The 21,018-nt window shown below is 63.0% G+C and carries 27 protein-coding genes, 2 tRNA genes and 2 pseudogenes; 13 read left to right on the plus strand and 18 right to left on the minus strand.

Annotated features, from left to right (window positions below; all coding sequences use genetic code 11):
- Positions 1-130: 130 nt before the first annotated feature.
- Positions 131-658, plus strand: coding sequence for an excisionase (locus tag VXM69_RS14655; protein WP_367189795.1), 528 nt, complete (start codon positions 131-133; stop codon positions 656-658).
- Positions 659-685: 27 nt separating this feature from the next.
- Positions 686-1,000 (plus strand): helix-turn-helix domain-containing protein, encoded by a 315-nt coding sequence (locus VXM69_RS14660; protein WP_367189796.1) that lies wholly within the window; start codon positions 686-688, stop codon positions 998-1,000.
- On the opposite strand, the gene VXM69_RS14665 is transcribed toward VXM69_RS14660, so the two are convergent.
- From VXM69_RS14665 to VXM69_RS14675, 3 genes are all read right to left on the minus strand, one after another.
- Positions 995-1,204: a DUF4224 domain-containing protein gene (locus VXM69_RS14665; protein ID WP_367189797.1), complete on the minus strand. Its 210-nt coding sequence runs from the start codon at positions 1,202-1,204 to the stop codon at positions 995-997. The genes VXM69_RS14660 and VXM69_RS14665 overlap by 6 nt on opposite strands.
- An 18-nt stretch (positions 1,205-1,222) precedes the next feature.
- Positions 1,223-1,906 (minus strand): hypothetical protein, encoded by a 684-nt coding sequence (locus tag VXM69_RS14670; RefSeq protein WP_367189798.1) that lies wholly within the window; start codon positions 1,904-1,906, stop codon positions 1,223-1,225.
- A gap of 103 nt (positions 1,907-2,009) precedes the next feature.
- The gene (locus VXM69_RS14675; protein ID WP_367190231.1) at positions 2,010-2,282 is read right to left on the minus strand and encodes a hypothetical protein; all 273 of its coding nucleotides are present in this window, start codon (positions 2,280-2,282) and stop codon (positions 2,010-2,012) included.
- 138 nt (positions 2,283-2,420) lie between these two features.
- On the opposite strand from VXM69_RS14675, the gene VXM69_RS14680 reads away from it, so the two are divergent.
- Together VXM69_RS14680 and VXM69_RS14685 are read left to right on the plus strand one after the other, a co-directional pair.
- Positions 2,421-2,657 carry a hypothetical protein gene (locus VXM69_RS14680; protein WP_034190708.1) on the plus strand — a complete coding sequence of 79 codons (237 nt, stop codon included), beginning with the start codon at positions 2,421-2,423 and terminating at the stop codon, positions 2,655-2,657.
- Positions 2,658-2,730: 73 nt separating this feature from the next.
- Positions 2,731-2,928, plus strand: coding sequence for a hypothetical protein (locus VXM69_RS14685; RefSeq protein WP_034190707.1), 198 nt, complete (start codon positions 2,731-2,733; stop codon positions 2,926-2,928).
- Positions 2,929-3,357: 429 nt separating this feature from the next.
- Here VXM69_RS14685 and VXM69_RS14690 read toward each other — a convergent pair whose 3' ends face one another.
- The 4 genes and pseudogenes from VXM69_RS14690 to VXM69_RS14705 all read right to left on the minus strand — a co-directional run bounded on the left by VXM69_RS14690 (position 3,358) and on the right by VXM69_RS14705 (position 6,008).
- On the minus strand, positions 3,358-3,663 hold the full coding sequence (locus VXM69_RS14690; protein ID WP_367189799.1) for a hypothetical protein: 306 nt from the start codon (positions 3,661-3,663) through the stop codon (positions 3,358-3,360).
- Between the two features lie 75 nt (positions 3,664-3,738).
- Positions 3,739-3,954, minus strand: a complete 216-nt coding sequence (locus tag VXM69_RS14695) for a hypothetical protein (RefSeq protein WP_367189800.1) — start codon at positions 3,952-3,954, stop codon at positions 3,739-3,741.
- Positions 3,955-4,230: 276 nt separating this feature from the next.
- A pseudogene (locus tag VXM69_RS14700) lies at positions 4,231-4,411 on the minus strand (integrase); the annotation flags it as partial.
- A 205-nt stretch (positions 4,412-4,616) separates the two neighbouring features.
- On the minus strand, positions 4,617-6,008 hold the full coding sequence (locus VXM69_RS14705) for a right-handed parallel beta-helix repeat-containing protein (protein ID WP_260435835.1): 1,392 nt from the start codon (positions 6,006-6,008) through the stop codon (positions 4,617-4,619).
- 229 nt (positions 6,009-6,237) lie between these two features.
- Here VXM69_RS14705 and VXM69_RS14710 point away from each other — a divergent pair, with 229 nt between their 5' ends.
- Positions 6,238-6,576 carry a hypothetical protein gene (locus VXM69_RS14710; protein ID WP_124609469.1) on the plus strand — a complete coding sequence of 113 codons (339 nt, stop codon included), beginning with the start codon at positions 6,238-6,240 and terminating at the stop codon, positions 6,574-6,576.
- Between the two features lie 42 nt (positions 6,577-6,618).
- On the opposite strand, the gene VXM69_RS14715 is transcribed toward VXM69_RS14710, so the two are convergent.
- Entirely contained in the window at positions 6,619-7,359 is a 741-nt protein-coding gene (locus tag VXM69_RS14715; RefSeq protein WP_049032606.1) for an SDR family NAD(P)-dependent oxidoreductase, read from the minus strand.
- A 115-nt stretch (positions 7,360-7,474) separates the two neighbouring features.
- Here VXM69_RS14715 and VXM69_RS14720 point away from each other — a divergent pair.
- Positions 7,475-8,097 (plus strand): annotated as a pseudogene (locus VXM69_RS14720) (TetR/AcrR family transcriptional regulator).
- Positions 8,098-8,137: 40 nt separating this feature from the next.
- Here VXM69_RS14720 and eco read toward each other — a convergent pair.
- Positions 8,138-8,638 carry a serine protease inhibitor ecotin gene (gene eco, locus VXM69_RS14725; RefSeq protein ID WP_034190702.1) on the minus strand — a complete coding sequence of 167 codons (501 nt, stop codon included), beginning with the start codon at positions 8,636-8,638 and terminating at the stop codon, positions 8,138-8,140.
- A 143-nt stretch (positions 8,639-8,781) separates the two neighbouring features.
- On the opposite strand from eco, the gene VXM69_RS14730 reads away from it, so the two are divergent.
- On the plus strand, positions 8,782-9,096 hold the full coding sequence (locus VXM69_RS14730; RefSeq protein WP_034190701.1) for a hypothetical protein: 315 nt from the start codon (positions 8,782-8,784) through the stop codon (positions 9,094-9,096).
- 196 nt (positions 9,097-9,292) lie between these two features.
- Here the strand turns inward: VXM69_RS14730 and VXM69_RS14735 are convergent, their stop codons facing one another.
- Entirely contained in the window at positions 9,293-9,694 is a 402-nt protein-coding gene (locus tag VXM69_RS14735) for a hypothetical protein (protein WP_034190700.1), read from the minus strand.
- Between the two features lie 117 nt (positions 9,695-9,811).
- Here VXM69_RS14735 and VXM69_RS14740 point away from each other — a divergent pair, with 117 nt between their 5' ends.
- Both VXM69_RS14740 and VXM69_RS14745 read left to right on the plus strand, forming a co-directional pair.
- Positions 9,812-10,192 carry a DUF5594 family protein gene (locus tag VXM69_RS14740; RefSeq protein ID WP_034190699.1) on the plus strand — a complete coding sequence of 127 codons (381 nt, stop codon included), beginning with the start codon at positions 9,812-9,814 and terminating at the stop codon, positions 10,190-10,192.
- A gap of 182 nt (positions 10,193-10,374) precedes the next feature.
- Complete coding sequence (locus tag VXM69_RS14745; protein ID WP_034190698.1) at positions 10,375-11,742, plus strand: MFS transporter; 1,368 nt, start codon at positions 10,375-10,377, stop codon at positions 11,740-11,742.
- 19 nt (positions 11,743-11,761) lie between these two features.
- Here the strand turns inward: VXM69_RS14745 and VXM69_RS14750 are convergent, their stop codons facing one another.
- From VXM69_RS14750 to VXM69_RS14760, 3 genes are all read right to left on the minus strand, one after another.
- Positions 11,762-12,352: an AAA family ATPase gene (locus VXM69_RS14750; RefSeq protein ID WP_367189801.1), complete on the minus strand. Its 591-nt coding sequence runs from the start codon at positions 12,350-12,352 to the stop codon at positions 11,762-11,764.
- Positions 12,345-13,766 (minus strand): alpha,alpha-trehalose-phosphate synthase (UDP-forming), encoded by a 1,422-nt coding sequence (otsA, locus tag VXM69_RS14755; RefSeq protein ID WP_059558202.1) that lies wholly within the window; start codon positions 13,764-13,766, stop codon positions 12,345-12,347. The genes VXM69_RS14750 and otsA overlap by 8 nt, the downstream gene beginning before the upstream one ends.
- Before the next feature lie 137 nt (positions 13,767-13,903).
- The gene (locus VXM69_RS14760) at positions 13,904-14,101 is read right to left on the minus strand and encodes a hypothetical protein (protein WP_080287933.1); all 198 of its coding nucleotides are present in this window, start codon (positions 14,099-14,101) and stop codon (positions 13,904-13,906) included.
- 286 nt (positions 14,102-14,387) lie between these two features.
- On the opposite strand from VXM69_RS14760, the gene VXM69_RS14765 reads away from it, so the two are divergent.
- The 4 genes from VXM69_RS14765 to VXM69_RS14780 all read left to right on the plus strand — a co-directional run bounded on the left by VXM69_RS14765 (position 14,388) and on the right by VXM69_RS14780 (position 15,916).
- Positions 14,388-14,939, plus strand: coding sequence for a hypothetical protein (locus tag VXM69_RS14765; RefSeq protein ID WP_034190696.1), 552 nt, complete (start codon positions 14,388-14,390; stop codon positions 14,937-14,939).
- The gene (locus VXM69_RS14770) at positions 14,936-15,430 is read left to right on the plus strand and encodes a hypothetical protein (protein ID WP_034190695.1); all 495 of its coding nucleotides are present in this window, start codon (positions 14,936-14,938) and stop codon (positions 15,428-15,430) included. Before VXM69_RS14765 ends, VXM69_RS14770 begins: the two co-directional genes overlap by 4 nt.
- 334 nt (positions 15,431-15,764) lie before the next feature.
- Positions 15,765-15,838: transfer RNA gene (locus VXM69_RS14775), tRNA-Gly, on the plus strand.
- Positions 15,839-15,840: 2 nt separating this feature from the next.
- Positions 15,841-15,916: transfer RNA gene (locus VXM69_RS14780), tRNA-Ile, on the plus strand.
- Positions 15,917-15,967: 51 nt separating this feature from the next.
- On the opposite strand, the gene VXM69_RS14785 is transcribed toward VXM69_RS14780, so the two are convergent.
- Genes VXM69_RS14785 through VXM69_RS14805 form a run of 5 tightly spaced genes read right to left on the minus strand, consistent with a single transcriptional unit; the run spans position 15,968 to position 21,016 of the window.
- Complete coding sequence (locus tag VXM69_RS14785; RefSeq protein ID WP_367189802.1) at positions 15,968-16,432, minus strand: hypothetical protein; 465 nt, start codon at positions 16,430-16,432, stop codon at positions 15,968-15,970.
- A gap of 12 nt (positions 16,433-16,444) precedes the next feature.
- A complete protein-coding gene (locus tag VXM69_RS14790; RefSeq protein WP_258281294.1) occupies positions 16,445-17,578 on the minus strand; it encodes a hypothetical protein in 1,134 nt (377 codons plus the stop codon).
- Between the two features lie 15 nt (positions 17,579-17,593).
- Positions 17,594-18,505, minus strand: a complete 912-nt coding sequence (locus tag VXM69_RS14795; protein ID WP_367189803.1) for an ankyrin repeat domain-containing protein — start codon at positions 18,503-18,505, stop codon at positions 17,594-17,596.
- A gap of 37 nt (positions 18,506-18,542) precedes the next feature.
- Entirely contained in the window at positions 18,543-19,733 is a 1,191-nt protein-coding gene (locus VXM69_RS14800; RefSeq protein ID WP_258281292.1) for a PAAR-like domain-containing protein, read from the minus strand.
- Entirely contained in the window at positions 19,718-21,016 is a 1,299-nt protein-coding gene (locus tag VXM69_RS14805; RefSeq protein WP_367189804.1) for a DUF2169 domain-containing protein, read from the minus strand. Before VXM69_RS14805 ends, VXM69_RS14800 begins: the two co-directional genes overlap by 16 nt.
- Between the last annotated feature and the right edge of the window lie 2 nt (positions 21,017-21,018).

Here is a 21,018-nt window from a genome sequence, read left to right on the forward strand (position 1 = left end):
GTCGCCAAACCCGGCCGCTGTTGTCTCAGCAGCGATTCAAGGTTATGACCGCCGTGTTACGTCGTCAAGGGGAATTTTGTAAACCGTCTGCCCGAATGCGAACGCGTGGTCAAAGGTCGAGGAGTTGTCGATGTCAAAGCCGTCCGAAGAGCAATGGGTTCCGCTGGAAGAAGCTGCAACGTTGATGAAGCGCAACGTATCGCGGATCAAGAGCCAAATGAGGAATGGTCGTCTCCAGCGGGGTGTGCAATTTCGTCTCGTTGGAGACGGTGCGTTCGAGCTCAACATCCCTGCATATCTCCGTTGGCTGCAAGACGAGAAAGAAGAACGCAAGCGCCCCCTTGTAGAACGCGTCGCCCGGAAGATGGAGAGGGACGAGAAGCAAATCAAGGAGGCGCTCGACAATATCGCTAAGAAGTCCTCTCCTCCGGTATCGACGACGCCTTCGAAATCAAGGCCAAAGTTGATACCACTGAGCGTTTGGGCAGAGCAAACGTTCGGGGAATACGCTCCCTCACAGCGCTCTATTCGACGATGGATAAAGAACGGGCTTATCCATCCATCGCCGAAGAAAATTGGTAGCAGGTATTACGTCAGCCCAGACGCAGAGTACATGACAGTATCCGATCTACGAATTCGCCGGATGGTTGGCTACTGACCACCGCGATATCGACCAGGAGGTGACATGCGACGCGTCCAGCACGATGATCTATCGATCAACTTCGACGAGTGGCTGCGGTCAAGGATCGGCGCCACTGTCAGTAACGGCGGCCACGACAGCGACGAGGAACGCGAACTACGCATCGCTCTTCGAGCGGTCGAACTCTATGCGAACCGCCATCCGCGCCCTCCGCAGGTCAACCAGAAGCAAGCGGCAGAAATGCTCGGCGTAAGCGCGCGCACCGTGCACAACATGATTAGATTCGGAACGCTGAGACTGAATCGCTGCGGACTCGTTTCGATCGAAGAGGTGGACAAGCTGCTAGCCAGCGAATCATAGCGGCTTGGTCCAGTTCGGTTCTGTACGTCGCCGCTCTGCCGGCTGCAGCACGTTGTTGATCTGCTCCCACGTGATCATCGGCGTTCCGTCGATGCGTCGCGGCGCTTTGATACCGAGGGCGCGTTCGATCCAGCGGATCTGCGCAGCGCCCTGCTTGAGGCCGCCAGTCAGCTCAACTAGTTCTTCTTTCGATAAGATAGCCATCGGATTCTCGCAATCGCGTCAGTGCTTGATACTCTTCACATAGACATTCATCTCGTCCCTAGCAAGTTGAAGCTGAGCGATCAGATCGTTGTAGCGGTTGGCAATTTCTCGCACGGACTGTAATTCTTCCGGGGTGCTAGGCGCGGGCATGCTTTGTATCCGCTGCAACAGCGACACGCGCGCTTGAAGCACGTCTGATAGCTTCGCGTACGCCGGCTCGAGAACAAAATCGCTTCGATCTTCGCGGACTCGATTCAAGATTGCTAACACCTGGGTCAACACATCCTGCACCCGCTTAACTAGCGCGGCCCAAGCAACCTCGCGAGACGCTTGGTCAGCGCCTGCCGCTGATTCCGCATACTCCCCTAGGTTCTTGGCGAGAATCAATTGGCTCGAGACCAACGAACTGGCGAGCGCGCTAGTGTTTCGCAACTTGTCGTACACGAGGTTTGCGTGCACTGCGTTGTAACCCTGAGCGCCCGTGGTGACGAGATGCGTCAGACTGTCTACGATTTTCGTGAGCGCGTCTGCGGCCGCGCCAACTCCATCAGCCAATTCCTTGAGCAGGACTACGCTTGACGCGGCGCCAATTTGCGGGCGCACTGGTAACGAGATACAGAGAGCTAAGATGGCGGCGCCGGCCGATAGCAATTGGCGTCTCGTCGAGATGCTCCCCCCGCTCTTAATCGAGTTTTTGTTCATGTCACGTCCCCGGTGTGGTCGATCCATTCTACGCTCGTCGATATTGCGGAAGACCCGCAGACGCAGCGCCTATCTGCTTCATGGGCTCACGGTTCTACGATTCTCATTCAGTGTCTTTTCTGTTTGGTGACGACTCAGCCACCATCTCCTCTGCCGGATAAAGCTGCAGCATCGCTCGCGCCGCCTCGACGTTCGACGTCGTCAGCCACTCCTCCCAGTCGTCCCGCCGCAGGTTGACGACGGCTCGCTTCTCGTCGCGGACGAAATAAAGCAGCTGCCTGATCAGCGAAGCGCGTATGATGAGTTGGACCGAGCAGCCAATTGTAGATTGATCGCTCGCCCCTCCCCAAGTCTGCGTCGCGCTCTGCTTGCGCACCACATTTGCTCCCTCTCCCCTCGTCGCGCCACGCGGCGGCAGTACGGTTCAAGCTCGGCTCGCGCATTGTCTTTGAGTGAACTCAAAGGCTCCCGAGGCTCAACAAGTCACAATAAAAACTATCAGAAGGCGGCAAACATGAGCTGGTACTGCGAAGCGGAACGCGAATTGATACATATCAGGCGAGCGATCGGACTACTTGAGCAAGCGCAACACGCCTTCGTCAACAATTCCCCTGTAAACGACCCGGCGTACTGGAAGCTCAAGCTCAACAAGCTCCGCACGCAACCCGTGCGAAACAGGGCCTTCGAAATCCAGGTGGACGAACTTTTAGGCCGTCTCGCACTGATCCACGATCCGCACTGCCGCAAGTAAGGCGCGCTCCTTCCCCCTTTTTCGAACGTACGGCCTCGAGCGCCTATGCTGTCGTTATCACCGGGAGCAAGCCATGACCCCACACGACGTAATCACGATCTTCGAGCGGCTGAATGCCGAAGGACGGGCAGCGGTCGATCTGGACCACGCTTGTGCCGGATTCGCTGGTTGGCTGGCGAGCGCCTGGGACACATTGGGAGAAGAAGACATCGCGTTGCTGACATCGATCGGCGCAACGCTGTATCGCGAGGGCTACGGGCGCCGATACTAGGCGGTTCGGCGTCCGTCTCTCCACCGATACAACTACCACCATCGAATGCGAAGTGACGTATGCACCGTTGGACAGGTTCCGACTACCGTGGCGATCAGTGCCGGGTGCCGTCGACCATGTACCAGACGCTCGCTTCGGGAAAAGACATCAAGGGCCGCGACAACGATGCGCAGCACGACGAACACTCGTAGTGTTCTTCGAACGGGCGACCGTTGCGCATGACCACTCCGACCAATTCGAGGTGATGCGCTTCCCGGCTCGACGACTCGCCGTGCAGCGCGACGCAGGCGTCACATGGTGCTTCGATCATTGGAGCGGTTGGAAGGAATTGCACGGCATATAGTTCCAGCGTGGGACTGTTCCCGGTCACGCTACGGCGCCATCATCGCGCAGGCCGCCAGATGTGAAAAGCCCCGCTCGGAGCGGGGCTTATACGTGAAATTCTATGGGATCTTTACAGTAAAACTTAGGATTTCGCATTACTGTAATCGCGGTAATTTCGTGCATCGCCGCGCCGTTACCTGTTGCCTTAGCGAAGCCGCAAGGTATGTTGATGTGCGAGTTTCCACATCGAAGATTGAACGTGGCCTGATCGTTGAGTGCCAAGATCTGCCCCACGTGCTGCGAAACGACTTGCTGCAACATCGCTTCAAGTTCCGCGAGCGTAATCGGCGGTATGTTCCGCACGTGATTCACACGGTCGCCAGTGAAGTGAGCCGAGAGCACAAGCTTCACGTTGTGCTTCGCTAGCGCTGTGTTGATCCGTGTTTCAAGTGCCGTCAGTTGTTGTGCTGTTATCGGCATAATCGATCACTTCGTGTTGTGCTCGACGAGATCTCTCAGCTTGCTGTTCAGGTCTTCGTTCGACTTCGCAACAACGGTACCAATGAGACGGCTATCGCGGAGCGTACCGATTCGGACACTAAATTCGTGATTGTCGAACGAATCGACGAACACGAACTTCCCCGTTCTTTCGTCGCGGAACGATGCGAAGTTTTCGCTCAGCGACATGCGAAAATCGAACATAGTGTCTCTCCTCTGCTGCGACGTCCGGCATATGTATCATGAACGGCAGGTAGTAAACAAAACTTTAGTCCGGCTGTCTATGTTTCGCCACACCAATAAACACCGATGCTCCGGCCGTAGCTACAGCGCGGCGCTCGTCAGGAGAATCTCACGCAAGATTCGAGCCACTTCGACTGAAGGGTCCCAAAATCGCGCTCCAGAGCCGCCATCATCGGTTGGTCCCCGCCCGTCTGAATTGATTCCCATCAAGACGTGTCGCAAAAGTAACAACCCTTATTACTCTGTAAGGTGGCTAGCGAGATAGTCGGCCCACCACTGCATCATCTTCCGGCGCTCGGGCAGGTACTCTGCGTGATTGTAGGCTGCCCGGACGCCGTCGCGCTCGCTGTACCAGCTGACGCTCGATCCAGTCGTGGTTGAAATTGTGCTCATTTAGGATGGACGATGCGAAGCCGCGACGACTGTCTGCCGCCCTCCATAGCACCAGCCCCTCCGGCGAGTCTTGGGAATCGCGCCCGTAGAATTCACGACTACGATTTTTTAGGGGTGTTTTTGGGGGTATAAGTTATGAAAATCTCTCCGCAATCCCTCGCCATCACTGAAGCATGAATTCTGTCGGGGACCAACATTCCCCCGCCAGCCTCACCCTGCCCAGTCCGCCCTCACATCAACCCCGTCCTCACCTGCGGCATCAAACTCGCATCCGCCCCCGTCACGGAAAACGCCCCTTTCGCAGCCGACACCCCCGCCGGCTGCGCCAGCAAGCTGCCATCGCCCAACCGATTCGCATCGACGACCATCTGGCTCGCCGCACACCCGCTCGCCAGCAGCGACACGGGCGAACCGGCGATCGACGAGAACGTGTTCCCCGTCACGCTGAACGAGCACACGTTCCCATACGCCCGGAAACCCGCATAACCGGAGCCGGACACGCTGTTGCCCGTCACCGCGACATTCGTCACCGTGCCCGTCGACGTGTCCAGTTCGAGCGCCGCCTGCTGCGTCGGCTGCAGCCCGTTGTTTGCGTTCGAGTTCTGGATGTTGGTCACGACGTTGCCGCTAATCATCACGTTCGACGCACCGAACGAGTTCCAGCTGTCCTCCTGCGCCACCAGGATGCCCGCCGCCTTCTGCACGCCGTCGACCGTGTTGTTCGAGATCGTCACGGCCTGGCCGCCGACCACCGCCATGCCGCGCCCCCACACGTTGCCGGACACCGCGTTATGGTCGATCAGCACATTGCTGCTGACGCGGCCGTCCCCCCGATAGCTGACGACCGCGATCATGTCGTCGCCGGTGGCCGTCACCGTATTGTTCTGCACGAGCACGTTGATCGATCCGTTGGTCGTATGGATCCCGTCCGCCAGTGTGGCGCTCACCGTGTTGCCGACAATCGCGACGTCGCTGCCGCCGAACACGAAGATCCCGGCGCTGGCGCCACCCTGGATCGTCACGCGCAGCACCTGGACGCCCGCACCGATCACGTCGACCTTGGTTGAGGCCGGCGTCGTGAGCCGCGTCGTGCCGGTACCGACCAGCGTCACGCCCACGAGCGTCGAACCGGTACCGCTCATCACGATCGTCTGGTCCGCGGGATTCGTGGCGGCCAGCGTCGCGCCGTATCCGGAAATCACCGCCTGCGGCACGCTGACCGTGAGCGAATGCCCGACGACGTAACGCCCCGGCGAGATGACGAGGCGCTGGCCGGCCTTCAGGCTGTCGAATGCCTTTTGCAGCGCGTCGGCCTGATCGCCGCCGTTGGCTGCCGGATAGACGGTCACATCCGCGACGAGCCCGGAATTGGCACCCTGCGTGGGCGCGCGCGCCGCGCCGGGCGTCGTGCCGGCCGCGGTGGACGCGGGCACGGGGCTGGCGGGATTCGCCGACGACGGCGAACCGCCGGACGCCGCGCTGGCAGGCTCGGCAGGCGATGCCGGCGGAACGGGTGTGCCCGCAACGGTCTGCGCGGGCGGCGCCGCACTGTCGCCGCCACCGCCGCACGCGGCAACGACAAGGCAAAGCGCGGCGAGCATCGCGCGATCGACTATATGCATAGGATTTCTGACGGACCGGAGGTGGCGTCATCCTAAGGATGCGTCGCGCCTTTGTAAATGAGGCCTTCGTCCGCCCCGGCGCACTGTATGTCCGACGCACGAACCGTTGGCGCGCCTCTCCGATTCATCGCCGTGTCATGCGACATGTGATCGCACTTTGTCCGTGCACCACGGTGAGGCACCGCGCATTGCGTAGAATCCCGAACCTTCGCTCGCACCGGACCCGATCATGATTCGAACCATCGCGGCACTGACCGCCCTTTCGGCGCTGACCTGCACGGCGAACGCCACCGACACCGATATCGGCACGGCTCGCGCCACGCCGCGCTATGTCAGCCCGGGCATCGCCAACGTCACGACGGCGGCAGCACCACTTCGGGACAGCACATCGCCCGACGCACGCTGCCGCGAACTGGCCGCGCGCATCGACGCGGTCACGCACGCCCCCGACCGCGGCCACAAGGTCGTGCGCCGCGTCGGCCCGGACGGCAAGCCGCGCAACGAACTGCACGCCTACGACAAACGGGCCGACCTCGAAACCGAGCATCAACGGCTCGGCTGCCGATAACGAACGTCGCGCCGCCCGGCCGGATCCCGCCGGGCGCGGCCCTTACGCGTTCGCACCGCCGTCGATCGTCAGGCCCGTGCCGTTGATCGACCGCCCTTCCGGCCCGACGACGAAGGCCACGAGCGCGGCGACGTCATCGGCCTTGCCGTACTGCGGAATCGCCATGCGCGAACGCTGGGCACTGGCGTGTTCGCCATCGGCCGGATTCATGTCGGTATCCGTCGAACCCGGATGCACGATATTGACCGTGATGCCGCGCGAGCCGAGGTCGCGTGCGAGCCCCTGCGTCCAGCCGATCAGCGCGGCCTTGCTCGCCGCATAGAGACTCATTCCCGCATCGGGCACGCGCGTCGCGAGGCAACTGCCGGTCGACACGATGCGCCCGCCCTCCCCGAGATGGCGCGCCGCCGCCTGCGACGCGACGATCACCGCGCGCACGTTCACGTTCAGCGTCGCGTCGATGTCGTCGAGCGTGAGGTCGTCCAGCGCGCCGGCCCGGAAAATCCCCGCGTTGTTGACGAGGATGTCGAGGCCGCCGAGCGCCTCCGCGGCACGGTCGACCGCGTCGCGCACGGCAACCGGATCGGCGCTGTCGGCCTGGATCGCGACGGCGCGGCGGCCCTGCGCCTCGATGCCCGCGACGACGGCCTGCGCCCGCTCGGCCGATTTCTCGTACGTGATCGCGACGTCCGCGCCCTCGTCCGCCAGCCGTTTCGCGATTGCCGCGCCGATGCCGCGGCTGCCGCCGGTGATGAGTGCACGCTTGCCCTGAAGTCGGTTCATGTCGGTTCCTTTCCTTATTTATGCAACGACCGACACAGAATGTAGCGAGTTGCGTCGCACAGTCAATTGATTTATTTTATCGATCGATACAGAAATCGACGCAGGGATGGACGCAATGGCTGAACGGGGCCGACCGAGAAGCTTCGACAAGGAAGCGGCGCTGGATCGCGCGATGGAGGTGTTCTGGCGCCTCGGCTACGAAGGTGCGTCGATGACGGACCTGACGGCCGCGATGGGCATCGCGTCGCCGAGCCTGTATGCGGCGTTCGGCAGCAAGGAAGCGTTGTTCCGGCAGGCGCTCGAGCACTACGTCGCGACGGAGGGACGGGAAATCTGGGGGGCGTCGAACGGGCGGACAGCGCACACGACGCCGTGCGGAACTACCTGATGGATACGGCGCGCGTGTTCACGCGGCGCTCGAAGCCTCCCGGCTGCCTGATCGTGCTGTCGGCGCTGCATCCGGCCGAACGCTCCGACACGGTCCGGCAAACGCTGATCGGGATGCGCGAGGGCACGGTCGAGGCGCTGCGGGATCGTCTCCGGCACGGCGTCGCGACCGGCGAGATCTCGGCGCACGCGAACCTCGATGCAATCGCCCGTTACTACGTGACGGTTCAACAGGGCATGTCGATCCAGGCGCGCGACGGCGCGAGCCGCCGCGATCTGGAGGCCATCGCGCAGGCCGCGCTGGGCGCATGGCCCGCGCTCGTCGGTGCGGGCAGCACGGGCGGCGCGTAGCGTCTGGACACTGCCGCACGCAACCGCGCCGGCGGGTGACTTACTGCTTCGTGGCCTGCTGCACGTCCTTCGACGCATGCCACACGCGATAGCGCACCTCGAAGCCGTCCGGCACGTAGACGACGAGCGGCAGGCGGCTGTTGTAGCGCAGCAGCTGGCCGTCGCCGCGCACCTGCACGAACCGTTGCTGCGGCGCCTGGCCCGGGCACGCCATCAGCGTCGATGCCGGCCCCTTCACGTCGGTGAGCTGGTAATACGTGTAGCCCCAGCCCTTCACGTCCTCGGCGGTCAGCTCGCCGCCGAACCATTGCTGGTTGCAGTCGGTCTGCAATGTCTTGCCGATCATCAGCTCGACGCGCGCATCGCCTTCGTTCTCGAGCGCGGGCAGCCCGATCACGACGCGCTGCTGGCCGGCCGCCGCCTGCGGAAACATCTTGATCGACTCGGCCGGCACGGCGGGCGCCGATGCGGGGCTCGCCACGCACGCGGCGGCAGTCGTTACGCAGATAGCGGCCAGGGCGGCCCGGATCGCGAATTTCATCGATGTGCTCCTGAAAAACAAAAGAGCCCCGGATGCTAACACTTTCGCATCAAGACCTTACTGAGCTGTAATTTGCGGACACAATTGCAAACAGCTGTCGGTTCCCGTGCGCGGTACTTATACGGCAACCAACGGAGAACATCATGCTGAAGCTCATTGCTGCCGCCGGCGTCGCGACCTTGCTGGCCGGCTGCGTCGTCGCCCCGGACGCCGGATACGGCTACGGACAGCCCTATTATTCCGATCCCGGCTACGCGTACGCGCCGTCGCCCGTGTACGGCACGGTCAACATCTGGGGCGGTGGCGGCGGGCGCGACTGGGATCGCGGCCGGCGCGACTACCACCGCTGGGACGGCGATCGCGGCAACCGCGGCAACGGCTGGGGACGCGGCGGACGCCGCGGCGACTGGAACGACGGCGGCGGGCGCGGTGACGGCGGTGGCGGCCATCGTCACTGACGCGCAATTGCAACCGTTTGTATCCGCGCACGGCCCGCCGGTGGCCGGTCGTGCGTCACGCAGGCAAACGGACGGTCGCACAAAAGCACAGGCCCTCGCATGAAGCGAGGGCCTTTTGTCGTCCGGTCCCGCGAATGAACCCCGGCGGGTGCCGGCCTGCCGGCGCCCTGCCCGTTCACGCGTCGCGTGCGCCCGCTTACCAGCCGGCCGGCTGCGCGTAGCCGCCCCGCACCGGCGCACCGCACACATACGCGCGCTGGTAACGGTCGTAGCAATAGTTCGGGCCGTCGTCCTGGTACTGCGCCTGCTGATAGGTCGGATACGCCGGCTGCTGGTATGCCGGCGCCTGGTAGTACGTCGGCGGCTGATAGGCCGGTGCCTGGTACACGGGCGCCTGATACGCGACGGGCGGATTCATCGCGGACGTCACGATCGCGCCCAGCACCGCGCCGCCGATCAATGCGCCGATGACGGCGCCGCCGTCGCGGCCATGCGCGGACGCCGGGCCCGCGATGGCGAGCGAACCGGCGAGGACACACACTGCGGCAATCTTTTTCATGATGGACTCCCACGCGAAGTGGTACTGGATGCGATGCATTGTGGCGGCACGCGGCCGTAATAGATGCAGCAAGTGGTAACGCGCGATTACCGGCATCGGGCCCACCGGAACGCCGCGCCGCCGTGCTACGATTTTCGGCACACAGGAGACGCCTTCATGCAGCCCGAAACCGCCCGCCGTTTCGATACCGAATTCGCGCCGCGCATCGCGCAGGCAATCGCCGCCTTCTTCGCCGAGCACGTACTGACCGACGTCGTCCCGTACGGCGGCCACGGGCATCCGACGCGCGTGCAGATCCGCAGCGCGCCGCACGAGCATGTGAGCGGCTTCGAGCATCCGCTGAATCTCGAGCTGACCTGGGACACCGACGAAATCGAGCGGCTGATGGAGCCGGACGGCCCGCAGCGCTTCGAGCACTACCTGGCCGCGCTGCCGAGAAAGCTGGGCGCGTGGCAGGGCGCGCGCGACATCGATCTCGCGTCGCGCACGCAGGCCGATCCGCTCGTGCGGCTCGGCGGCCTCGACTTCGAAGGCTGAGTGCCCGCGCCGGCCCGCGGCCGCGCATGCCGGCGTCGCGTCATGCGGCCCGGTGATACACTCGACCGGCCCCGTTCCGGTGCCGCCGCACCGAGCGGGCCGTTCATCGCCGCCACCCTCGCGCATGGTTGCGCACGCAACCGGCAACCGGGTGCGCGGACAACCAAGCTCTCGCTCCCGTCATGAACGCCGATACCGGCCTGCCGCTTCCGCAACGCTACTGGGCGATCGTCTGCGTCGCCCTGGGCATCACGCTCGCCGTGCTCGACGGCGCCATCGCGAACGTCGCGCTGCCGACGATCGCGCGCGACCTCCACGCGTCCGACGCCGCATCGATCTGGATCGTCAACGCGTACCAGCTCGCGGTCACGATCACGCTGCTGCCGCTCGCGTCGCTCGGCGAGCGCATCGGCTATCGCCGCATCTACATCGCCGGGCTCGCGCTGTTCACCGCGGCCTCGCTCGGCTGCGCGCTGGCCGGCTCGCTGCCGATGCTGGCCGTGATGCGCGTGATCCAGGGGTTCGGCGCGGCCGGCATCATGAGCGTCAACGCGGCGCTCGTGCGGATGATCTACCCGTCGTCGATGCTCGGGCGCGGGCTGTCGATCAATGCGATGGTCGTCGCGCTGTCGTCGGCGATCGGGCCGACGGTCGCCTCCGCGATCCTGTCGTTCGCATCGTGGCCGTGGCTGTTCGCGGTCAACGTGCCGATCGGCATCGCCGCGGTCCTCGGCAGCCTGCGCGCGCTGCCGGCCAACCCGCTGCACGACGCGCCTTACGATTTCCCGAGCGCGCTGATGAACGCGTGCGTGTTCGGCCTGCTGATCACGGCCGTCGACGGGCTCGGCCACGGCGAACGCCATGCGTACGTCGCGGCCGAGCTGGCGGTGGCGTTCGTCGTCGGCTACTTCTTCGTGAAGCGCCAGCTGTCGCAGCCGGCGCCGCTGCTGCCCGTCGACCTGATGCGCATCCCGATGTTCGCGCTGTCGATCTACACGTCGATGGCATCGTTCACGTCGCAGATGCTTGCGTTCGTCGCGCTGCCGTTCTGGCTGCAGAACTCGCTCGGCTTCTCGCAGGTCGAGACGGGCCTGTACATGACGCCGTGGCCGCTCGTGATCGTGTTCGCCGCGCCGCTCGCGGGCGTGCTGTCGGACCGCTATTCGGCGGGCATCCTCGGCGGGATCGGGCTCGCGTTGTTCGCGGCCGGGCTGCTGTCGCTCGCGACGATCGGCGCGCATCCGGGCACCGTCGACATCGTGTGGCGGATGGCGCTGTGCGGCGCGGGCTTCGGGCTGTTCCAGTCGCCGAACAACCGCGCGATGCTGTCGTCCGCGCCACGCGAGCGCAGCGGCGGCGCGGGCGGCATGCTGAGCACCGCGCGCCTGACCGGCCAGACGCTCGGCGCCGCGCTGGTCGCGCTGATTTTCGGGCTGTCGCCCGATCGCGGGCCGACGATCGCGCTCTATGTCGCCACGGCATTCGCGGCGGTGGCGGCCGTCGTGAGCATGCTGCGCATCACGTCGCCAAGGCCGGACACGGCGACCTGAGACTACCGCGCGACGGGCGTCACGCGCCGTCGAGCGCGTCCATCACGAAGCGCACGCGCGCCTTGACGCCGACGCGCGGCAACTCGATCAGCCGGTAGCCGTACGACGTGTAGCACTCGACCATCGCGTCGTAGGTCCGCTCGGCTTCCGCGAAATCCTGCCGGCGCTCGATGTCCTGCATATAGATGTCGGGCCACGGCGGCGCGATGAACACGCGCCGGTGATAGCGAAAACGGCGGGCCGCCGCTTCCGCGTGCGCGGGGACCGGCAGGCCCGTCAGCCGCAGGTAGCCGACCACGTCCGGCACGCCGCGATCGAAGAACACGGGCCCGCGCGCCTGCCGCGCGAGGTGGTACGAACGCATCTCCCAGCTCAACATCAGCTCGGCGAACGCCGCCGGGTCGCGCCACGGCAGCGCGAGGCCGTCGATCGCCATCTGGTCGCGGATCACGCCGCGCCCGGCTTCCTGCGAGCGCGCAAAGCCGGCGCGCTCCAGCGCATCGAGCAGCGTGCTCTTGCCCGAACCCGGGCCGCCCGTCACGACGAAGAAACGGCCGGCGGCGTCCGTCTCTTCGTCCTCGGCACCCGCGCCCGGGGCGAACTCACGCATGCGCGACGCGCCGGCCCGCACGCCGCGTGACCGACGCGGCCGCCGCGACGCTGCGCAGGTCGGCGACGAACGTGTCGCGCCAGACCGACAGGTCGTTTTCACGGAGCCGCGCGAGGTTTTCCTCGTGACGCGCCTGCCGTTCCGCGAGCGGCATCGACAGCGCACGTTCGAGCGCTTCCGCCATCTGCGACAGGTCGTACGGATTGACGAGCAGCGCACCGGTCAGCTCGGCCGCCGCACCGGCAAACTCCGACAGCACCAGCACACCGGGATCGGCCGGATCCTGCGACGCGACGTACTCCTTCGCGACGAGGTTCATCCCGTCGCGCAGCGGCGTCACGTAGCCGACCTGCGACATCCGGAAAAACGCCATCAGCAGGTTGCGTTCGTACTTGCGGTTCAGGTACTGGATCGGCGTCCAGTCGAGTTGCGAGAAGCGGCCGTTGATGCGACCGGCTTCGCCTTCGAGCGTTTCGCGAATGTCCTGGTAGGTCTGCACGTCCGAACGCGTCGGCGGCGCGATCTGCAACAGCGACACGCGCCCCTGCCAGCCCGGCGCGTTCGCGAGCATCCGCTCGAACGACTGGAAACGCTCGACGAGCCCCTTCGAGTAATCGAGACGGTCGACGCTCATCACGAGCTTGCGGCCGTCGAGCGCCTCGCGCAGCATCTTCACCGGCTTGCGCGTGCCGTACTGGACGGCCGCCTGCGCGATCGCGTCGGGATGCACGCCGATCGGATAGGCGGCGACCTTCACGACACGGCCGTGCGCATGCAGCATCCCGTCGTCGCTGGCCGCGCCGATTCCGCGCCGTTCGATGTAGTCGGTGAACGCCTGCTTGTCGGCGTCGGTCTGGAAGCCCGCGACGTCGTACGCGCACATGAACTTCACGAGTTCCTCGTGCGGCGGCACGAGGCGCAGCATGTCGGGCGACGGAAACGGGATGTGCAGGAAGAAGCCGATCGGGTTCTTCACGCCGAGCTCGCGCAGGTAATGCGCGAACGGCAGCAGATGGTAGTCGTGCACCCAGATCAGGTCGTCGGGCCGCAGCAGCGCCGCGAGCTGCTTCGCGAGCATCGCGTTCACGCGCAGGTAACCGGCGTACTCCTGACGATCGAAGCGCGCGAGATCGCCGCGGTAGTGGAACACCGGCCACAGCGTCGCGTTCGAGAAACCGCGGTAGTACTGGTCGTAGTCGCGCCGGGTCAGGCCGACCGTCGCGTACGTGACGTTGCCGTCCCGCTGGATCGCGGGTTCGGCGTCGGGCGTGCCGACGATCTCGCCGTTCCAGCCGAACCAGACGCCCCCGCTTTCCTTCAGCGCGTCCATCACGCCGACGGCCAGGCCGCCCGCGCTCGGGCGCGTGTCCTCGCCGGCGGCGACACGGTTCGATACCACGATCAATCTGCTCATGCGGTTTCCCTCCTCGATTCGATAAGCTCGCGCGCGGCGCGCGCCGAAGCGGGCGCGGCGGCCCGAAGGCGGCCGCGCGGCGATTCAGTTCCGAGAAATGCAATGAAATACGGCGGTGGAATGCAACGCCGACGACATCAAGCGTCCTGCTCCTGACCGAGGTCGCGTTGATAGTCGAGCCCTTCCGGGCGAGCGCCGCCCTGGTTGTGATCGCCGTCGGACGGCGTCTCGTCGGGCGCGCCGGCGGGCGGCGCCGGTGGCGCGTCGGTCCGCGGACGCGGGCGGTCTGCTCCCGCGTCGGGCGGCCGGTGTGACAACCGTTTTGAACGGCGCATGGCTGGGTGTCTCATGTGCGGCGCGGCTCGAGGCCGTCGGAGAAACATTCCATAGCAAAACAGTCTAGGTCGGTTCGCGGCACGCCAAGGTAACAATTACCTTCAATTTGTAACGTTTCGACCCCTCGCCAATCATCTATCCGACAATAGCGCCGCGCGTGCGCGCGGCATGCCGGCCGGCGATTTGTCAAAGCTTTGCAATTTTCCTATGACAATTGCGAAACAATGATGCGGCATCAGGGCGTGCATGCGCCGCCGCTCACCCAGACAGGACTTGCACTCAGGGATGAACATTCGCTTCGAATCGCCGCGTCGGGCCATGCCGGCGCGCATCGTGCTGGCCGTCATCGCCACGGCCGCACTGCTGTCAGGCTGCAACTCGCTGTACAGCGAAGGCGCGACGGCCGGCGCCGGTATCGCGGGCGCCGCGATCGCGTCCAAGGTCACGAACAACGCCGCCGTCGCGACGGGTATCGGCCTCGGCGCCGTGGCCGGCGCGCGGGCCGGCGTCCAGTACTCGCAGCGCGTCGCCCACCGTTACACCCAGGAACAGATCGCGAAGGCGGCCGGCCCGCTCGATGTGGGCGGCGTCGCGCCGTGGTCGACGCACCACTCGTTCCCGATCGAGGACGACGAACAGGGCCGCGTGACGGTCAGCCGGATGATCAGCGTCGGCCCGCTCGACTGCAAGGAAATCGTGTTCGCGGTCGACACGCCGGCGAAGGCCGACAAGGCCGCGCAATCGGCGTTCTACGTCGCCACCATCTGCCGCGACGGCCCCGCATGGAAATGGGCGTCCGCCGAGCCGGCGACCGAGCGCTGGGGCGCGCTGCAATGAGCGTCGCCCTCCGTCTCGCGGCGATCGGCGCGCTGTGCGCGGCAACCGCCGCGCTGTCCGGCTGCGGCTCGGTCGGCGCGGCAAGCGGCGCGCTGGCCGGCGCGGCGACGGGCCTCGTCACCGCGAATCCGGCGGTCGGCGTCGGCGTCGGGATCGCCGTGCAGGCCGCGACCGACGAGGCCGTCAACCGCACGATGAAGCAACTCCATCAGAACCAGCAGGACGCGATCGCGAAGACGGCCGGCGGCCTGGCCGTCGGCGAAGTGAAGCCGTGGAAGGTGAAGAACACGCTGCCGCTGGAAAACGGCGAAGGCGAAGTGCGCGTCACGCGCGCGTACGCGTCGGCGCTCGCGATCTGCAAGGAATTCGCGTTCTCGGTGAAGGACGGCGACAAGGCCGACTGGTATTTCGCGAATGCATGCCAGCAAGGCACGCACTGGAAGTGGGCGTCGGCGGAGCCGGCGGTCGACCGGTGGGGGAACCTGCAGTAACGGACGATGCGCGCCGCGTCACGCGCGGCTCCTGCGAATGCCGGGCCGACGGCCCGGCATCGTCGATCAGGACTCGACGTCCTCGAGGCTGAAATTTGACTACGAACTCTATCCCTTAAATTTCAATGAGTTACACCAGAAATTCACAGCACCCAGGCGAATGTTCGATTCAATGTAGGCGCTGTGTAGGCATTTTGGGTCCGTATCAATCAATGTTGATCCACTTCCACTGCGTTGACTTCGGGCAGCCGCAGCCCTATCCAATAGCACCGGACCCGAACGCGCCCTTTCGTAGCGCGCCCAGCCATAAGGGTCAGGTACAATGACTTGCGCTGCGGGTGTAGCTCAATGGTAGAGCTGAAGCCTTCCAAGCTTACGACGAGGGTTCGATTCCCTTCACCCGCTCCACCGGGCCTCTAGCTCATGCTTGGTTAGAGCAGCGGGCTCATAACCCTTTGGTGCCGCGCTCGACTCGCGGGAGACCCAACACCTCAGCCAGTCCTGTCGCCCCGCCCAATGCGAACGTCGTTCCGAACATCACTCCTCCTCAGCCAAGCCACTCAAGTCTACCGGCTTAGGATCGACTTGTGCTTCCACGGCGCGCTGGAGTGTCCCCGGCTTTCTACGAAGAGCGTATGCCCGCATCACTGAGAGTGGCGCAAACTCAAGCCCCTCTATCGGCGTATGCCCAACAATGACCGGGGTATTGAAATTTACGTTCTTGTCGTCGTCAAGCGGCAACGTCCATTTTCCGCCGTAGTTTTCCCTGACAATTTCACCAAGGTAACGAGCAAAAGTAACAACGAGCCCCAACACATAATCCTTGTTCTGCCCAGAAGACAAAAGATCGAACAACTTCTCCAACTTCGGCAAATCATCCAGCTGAACACTCAACTCAATACCATGCTCCTCCGCCTTCTCGGATAACCAATCCAACTGATCATCCATGTTCATCAGGAAATTATCAAATTCTTCTTCAGCTGATTTTCTATCGAAAGCCATTTCATACTTCCTTTACGGAATCTTAGGACCAATATGCGCATCCACACCCGCCTTCTCCAAAGCATCGAGATATGGCTTTGACGCGCCTTGCTCAAGGATGTGTTCGACCTGCCAGCCTTGCTTGACTAGTTCTCCATCCTTCTGAATTGCCAAGATGTTTTCCTTCGTCAAACTTACGGGACCTGTTTTAAGCTGTCCAGCATACATTTCGTCTGCCTTCAGAATATCAATCTGACGATTGGTCAGAGGCGTCTTGAGGGTACCTTCAGAGGCATCCATGGCCTCACGATATGCAGATTCACGCGCAGCGCCAAATTGGTAGTTGCGCATGTTCGTGTCATATTGCTTGCTCCAAGCCTCGTAGTCTTTCTTCCCACCTCGTGCTTTGTATCTTTCCCACCTCGATGCTTTATGTTCGGGCGTACCGGGCTTTAGCTTAGCCTCAGCAGGCTTAAGCACTTTAGCGCCATCCCCTGCCGCACCTCCGGCACCAACGCCGTCAGTTGCGCCAGCCGCCTTACCGACCGCCGTGGGTACGTCGGCTGCCTTGGTGCCCTCTGCGATAGTCCCCTCTGCCTGAAGCACTTTCCCGGTAGCTGTGGCGGTCTTACTCAGTTCAACTCCTTCAGCAGCACCTACCTTACCTAAGGCGGCCACGCCTCTGATCCCGCCCTTGACTATCCCAGCCCCTCCGGCAGCCAGCGACACCGCCGTTACGATCTTGTCGCCGCCGGCCTGAGCTGCGTTGCTCATCTTGAACTTTGGCAACTCTATCGAGCCGGCACTTGCCTTAACGTCCTGTGCCGCTTGCGTCAGCGCTTCGGCAGACTGCGTTTGCCCAAACACGCTTTGCATCGCGGCGGCCTGCTCCATTTCACCTGCGGTTTGGAGCGTACTACCTTTGATCAGTAGTTCACCAATATCGGACGGTATATTCGCTATCCCTTTGACTGCACCTTTTGTCGCTTCCCATGGGTGATCTGCGGCCTCACTAAGCTCGTGCTTGGTGTTGCCCCACCATTTGGAGAACCACCCCTCCTCCTCTGGCGTTTCCGCCTTCACCGGCGGATTGGCTGAAGACGCAGGGGCGCTCGACATAGCCGCCTGACCATACAGTCTGCCGACAGTATTGCCCTTATCACCCACAATGCTCTCCCCGACTTATTTTTGGCTCATCCGCTCTCGGACCTTCGCCGGCGGGTCTGGCGGGAATTTCGCCCCTTTCGCGATCATCAGTGTGCGCAGATGCTCGAATTTTTCTAGCAACTCATGCCCTTCCGACGTAGTGCCCGGGCTCGGCTGCCCCTGAGTCGTTACGACGGGCTTGCCGCTTTGACCAAGCGTAACGGCCGTTGTACTGGCAGATTTGCCATCCGGTTGAAGGTGATCAATCTCCCATTGCACCGAGTAGGCCACGCTCACGCCGTTGGTCGTATGTGCGTTCACGTCGGCCCCATGCTCGACCAAATAGATAGCAAGGTCGGGCTTCGATACATCGATCGCCTTGTCCAGTGCAGCACTACCGATGGAGTCTCGCAGGTTAACGTTTGCCCCGCGCTCTACAAGCAGATGCACATGCTCGGGCGCTTTCTCACCTTCCAGTGCGCGCTGAAGCAATGTGGTGCCGTCTGCGTCCTGGTAATTCGGCGACAGTCCACCCTCCAACATTGCCTGGAGCACGTGCGGATCGTCGTTCGTCAGCGCGACATGAAGAGCACTTCCAAGGCCTTCTACGACCTGCTTGTCCGGTTCAGCACCATGAGCAACCAGTTCGCGAATGGCGTCGTAGTTCTTCTGCAAAATCGCGTACCAAAGCAACGTCATATCGTCGCGTCCCGCCGCATTGACGTTGAGGCCAGCAAGCGACTCCTTCAGCCGCGTGGTGTCGCGATCATTGATCGCCTTTGCTGCATTCAGATACGGCCCCTCGAAGAACTTGCCAGGAGAATTTGCGCTCATGTTGCATCCAGTGGTGACGAGTACCAGTGCGACGAAAGACGCGCCCGCCAGCTGGCGCCATGACTTTTGGCCGAAACGCACGAGTCGTTGCAGAAAAATGGTTGTATCCGCCATCGTGTTGATGATCGACTATCTGAAAGCAAGGTTGGGTTCATCCTCCAATTTCCTTGAGGATCGTTGTCTGGTCTTCCGTCTTCTGCTGCTCAATTCCGTCAATCACCTTGTCCATACCGTGCTTCGCGACCGAGCCCCCTTGACCCGGCAAGATGTGTGGCTCGCCCACTGCTGTCGGCATCAGGCCATGGCTCTTTTCCTGAGCCGCTGTCAGGACCTCGCCTTCAACTCGATATGCCTGAATGTCCGAGGCGACCGGCGTTCCGCCGTAACGGGCGACCGTCAATGGATTGAGACCAGCAGAATTAAATGTGGTGGCAGCAATCCCGCTCGTTCGTGACGCAGCAGACGCCATCCCACCGCCCAGCGAGTGACCGACAATATTGACGTCAGCACCACTCTTCGCAAGCGCCTTGCCAATCGAGACGGCACGGCTGTAATACGCCGAGTCTTTGTTCATGCCCTGCATGATGTTGTTTTTCCAGTCGGACAAGCTCTTCTTGTCCGTGCCTTGAAACACCACCTGGGGCTTGAAATCGCTACCGAACACGTCCTTGTCCGGCTCATACACCTGCGCACGAAAATTCGTCCCCGGAATGGAAAAATCGCCAGATTTAAGCTTGTACTGAGCGAGTTTGGCCGGATCGCCACTGACGTTGTTCCAGCCTTCCGGTGTATCTGCCTTAGGGTTGTAGACGTTTTGCGCCAGCTTGGCCTGCTCTACTACGGAATTGTTCTTCTCGAATCGATCTGCGGCAGCCTGTAATTTGTCACGCTCCGCGCCCGGCGGCAAAGAACCCACCTTCTCCCGCGCCTCGGCGATCTGGGCCTTTCGCCCTCGCCAACGGGCAGCCTTCGCATCCTTCCCGACGTAATTGCCATTCATCCAGAACTGGTCGCTGTGGCGCACGACCATCTTGCTTTCAACCCGGACAGTCTTGCTATGATCGATCGGCCAGCATTTGGCACCAACGGTTCCGCTTTCGACTCCATGTGCTACGCCAGCCTGATCACCGATCGTATCCGGTGCAAAACTCGAATCAAACCGTACGATAGGATTCCCGTTTGCAAACACCGTCTTCGACGTCATTTGACTGTCGCCAAGGCTTGCCGTGACGGGATAAGGTACCGGCGGCGTGCTACTCCCCATGGGGGTTTTGCATACGTCGGGCATCATCGACACGATGGTCCACTGGCCATCCTTGCGGGCCATTACGTTGTCTGCCACGTGTCCTCCGCTTCGCTCGTTGTTTTCAGGGCGGCCATTCGCAACAGAGGCGCATGCCGATCCAGTTCGAAACGTGCCTCGCACACGCGCAACGCCGGCTGCAACGGAAAAACCGCTCGCCACGTCGCCGATACGCGCATTTCCTCGGTATCGATCAAAAGTGTGTCGAGCTTCATCTCGAGTGGCACGATTTCACCGCTCTTGAAGCGAAGCGCCACAAGGGCGCGATGCCCCGGAAGCCTCGCACGCAAAAAGCCTGCGCGCGTGTGCTCCGGCGGCGCGAGATTGGCAAGCTCAAAGGCGAGTCCTGGCGCAGGCCATTCGATCTGCTGGTCTGCCGGCGCACCATTCCAATAGTGGAAGTCATGATCCACCGGATGGTACGGCCATCTTGTCTTATGCCATGTCTCGTCGTAAGTCCCGGCAAACTGCAAACGCGGTGTCCAGGCGCGACCGACAGCACCCAATCCGACAGGCATCGTCGCGTAGCTCGCCACCACCTCTTTCATCTGCTTGGCATCCAGCCCGGAAGCCGAGTGCTCGCCAACGTCGAGACTGGTGACAGGAATGTCCCATGCTTCGATCTGAGGCGCCGGAATCTCAGCGATCTTTGGCAACGGTCCTGGAATCGATGACGCACACAACGAGGCGACGACCGACTTATGGGTCGCCCGATCGAGGAAACGCTTCTCCACCCATCCCCGGCCCAACGGGTTAGTGAAACAGACCTCGTTCAGCTCGAGTTCCGCACTCGCCCCCGTTGCACCCGGCGCAAGGGCGATGCGACTCGCGCCGCCGTACGCCTGCTCCCAGCGAACCGGAACAGCGCCTGTGGGTTCAGGTTCGCCGAGCTTCCACCCACGCCAGCCCTTCGTAAATGAGCGCGGCCCCGTTATGCGAAGTCCTTTGTCGATGACCATCGTGCCGGCATCGAAGACCCGTACGCGAGCGGGCCACGAAGCCACAGGAGTGCCATGCGGGGCGTGTGCTGTCGCACGAACCAGGACATCACACTTCGGCTTGAACGGTGCGAGATCACTCTCCCATTTCACGCTGCTCGTGCCCGTCTTGCCTTCGTATTCGTCGGCCATCGCCAACGGAACGGCATTGTCGCCGCTCAGCAGCACGCAACGATGCGTATCGCCATCAGCGTCGAGCGATTGCGCCGGCTCAAGCCGGTACGCTGCCTTGAGCGCCACCACGTGAATCTCGTTGCCGGGCACGTCGACGGCATGGAACGCCATCGCATGCAAGGGCGTGAGGTTACGGAACTCCATCGCCATAG

The organism is Burkholderia sp. Ed8, from assembly GCF_040761425.1.
GTDB classification, from domain to species: Bacteria; Pseudomonadota; Gammaproteobacteria; order Burkholderiales; family Burkholderiaceae; genus Burkholderia; species Burkholderia seminalis.